We start from the raw sequence: 2461 nt of genomic DNA, 5'->3' as shown, positions 1-2461 counted from the left end.
AGCCTCGCGCGTCCTCCTCTATCAGGTGGTCAATCGCGGGAACGGACAGGCGACGGCGAACGCCGAGGGAGACATCACGCTGGTCAGCGGCTGGCAGGGGGACGTGATTCCGACCGCGGCGAACCAGACGATCGCCGTTCCGGTCGCCCGCAAGAAGGACGGTTCCCCGGTGACCGGCCGCGTGATCGCCCGTTTCTTCGATCTTCCCGACGGCTTGCACAGCGCGCCGATCCGCCTCGCCTCGCTGGGGACGCCGCAGCCATACCGCCCCGCCGATCTGGCAGAGAGCGGCGCGACGCTGACCTGGCACACCCGGGAGAATTACGCCGGGCAGCAGGACGCGAAGCACACGGTGCCGCGTGCGGAGTGGGCGTTCGCCGACTGTGAGAGCACGCCGTGGCCGGGCACGCCGGATCCGTCGCGGCTCTGCGTCAAGGACGCGTTCCGCGCCGGCCGTATCTACGAACTGGTCTACACCGCGAAGGATCCGCTGGTGCTGGGCGTTGGTCTCGCCGCCACGCGCGACATCGTCTCGTTCTTCCGCCATGCGAAGGCCGATGCCTCGGGCACGCCCAATCCAGTGGCCGGCGTCGTCGATCACGCGATCAGCCTCGGCGACTCTCAGTCGGGCAATTTCATCCGGACGTTCATTCATCTTGGCTTCAACCAGGACACGCAGAACCGCATCGTCTGGGACGGCGCGTTTCCACGGATCGCGGCGCGCCAGACGCCGATCAACCTGCGTTTCGCGCTGCCGGGCGGCGCCGCCGGGATGTATGAGCCGGGCAGCGACGGCGTCGTCTGGTGGACGCGTTACGCGGACAAGGCGCGTGGACTGAAGGCGGCAGGCCTCCTCGATCGATGCACCGCGACGAAGACCTGCCCGAAGATCGTCGAAGCATTCGGCTCGGCGGAATTCTGGGGACTGCGCATGTCGCCGGATCTGATCGGCACCGACGCGAAGCGTGATCTCGCGCTGCCGTCGAACGTGCGGCGCTACTACTATCCGAGCACCACGCACGGCGGCGGGCGCGGCGGCTTCCCGGTCGAGGCAACGGCGGCGGCGAACAGCCCGTGCACGCTGCCGGCCAATCCGAACCCGCAGGCCGAGCAAACGCGCGCGCTGACGCGCGCGCTCGTCGACTGGGTGGTGAAGGGCACACCGCCGCCGCCGAGCCGCTACCCGACGCTGGCCAGCGGCGACCTGGTGCCGGCGACGCGCGCGGCACTGGGCATCCCCGGGATCCCCGGGCTTCCGTTCAGCGATCGCCTGCTGAACCCCGTGCTGCGCTACGACTTCGGCCCCGGTTTCCGCGCCGCGGACCTCTCGGGGGTGATGACTCGCGTCCCACCGAAGGTCATCGGCGTCCTGCCGACCTACGTCCCGCGCGTCAACGAGGACGGCAACGAAACGTCGGGCGTCCCGTCGGTGCAGCTGCAGGCGCCGCTCGGCACCTATCTCGGATGGAACACGTTCCGTGCCGGCGTCTTCGCGGGACACGGCTGCGGATTCCAGGGAGGCTGGATTCCCTTCGCGAAGACGAAAGCGGAACGGATCGCCAACCGCGATCCGCGGCTGTCGATCGAGGAGCGCTACGGCACGCACGACGGGTATGTCGCGGTGGTCAGGAAGGCGGCGGAGCAGGCGGTCAAGGATCGTTTTCTGCTGCCCGATGACGCGGCGCGAATCCTGCGCGCCGCCGAGACGAGCAAGGTCCTCGAGCGGAGCCAGCCTGCCGCCTCCGTCACGTCGTCGTGCGAGCAGCTCACGTCACTCAATCTGACGAACGCGGCGGTCACGCTCGCCCGCGCCTACCCCGCCGGCGGCTTCACGGCGGGACGCACCTTCCAGGTGCCGGCGTTCTGCCGCGTCGCCGTCACAGCGAGGCCAACGTCTGATTCGGACATCAAGGTGGAGGTCTGGGTGCCCAGCGCGTGGAACGGCAAACTGCTGGGCACCGACAACGGCGGGTTCTCCGGCGCGATCAACTACGGCGCGCTCGCCAATGCCATCGTCAAAGGGTATGCCGCCGTCAGCACCGACACCGGCCACACTGGCGATCAGATGGACTTCGGCATCGGCCACCCCGAGAAGATCGTCGACTGGGCGCATCGGGCCGTTCACGAGATGACGGTGATCGCCAAGGCCGTCGTCCAGCGGGCCGGAGGCCGGGCGCCGCTGCGGTCGTACTTCAGCGGCTGCTCCACCGGTGGACAGCAGGCACTCAGTGAGGCGCAGCGCTATCCCGCCGACTACGACGGCATCATCGCCGGCGCGCCAGGAAATAACCGCATCAACCTCATCTACGGGTTCCTGTGGTCGTGGCTCGCGACGCACGATGCCGGCGGCAACGCGACGCTGCCGGCCGCGAAGCTGCCCGCGCTCGCCCGGACGGCCGTCGCGGCGTGTGACAAGCAGGACGGTCTCGAAGACGGCGTGATCGACGATCCGCGCGCCTGC

The 2461-nt window shown here is 69.1% G+C and carries 1 protein-coding gene; it reads left to right on the top strand.

The genetic code is table 11. From position 1 onward, the window contains the following. Window positions 1-2461: tannase/feruloyl esterase family alpha/beta hydrolase (locus tag VFK57_24215; GenBank protein ID HET7698845.1), on the top strand; the 2461-nt coding region annotated here is incomplete at both ends.

This window comes from Vicinamibacterales bacterium, assembly GCA_035699745.1.
In the GTDB taxonomy this organism is placed as follows: domain Bacteria; phylum Acidobacteriota; class Vicinamibacteria; order Vicinamibacterales; family 2-12-FULL-66-21; genus JAICSD01.
This window is presented reverse-complemented; position numbering and strand designations above follow the sequence as displayed.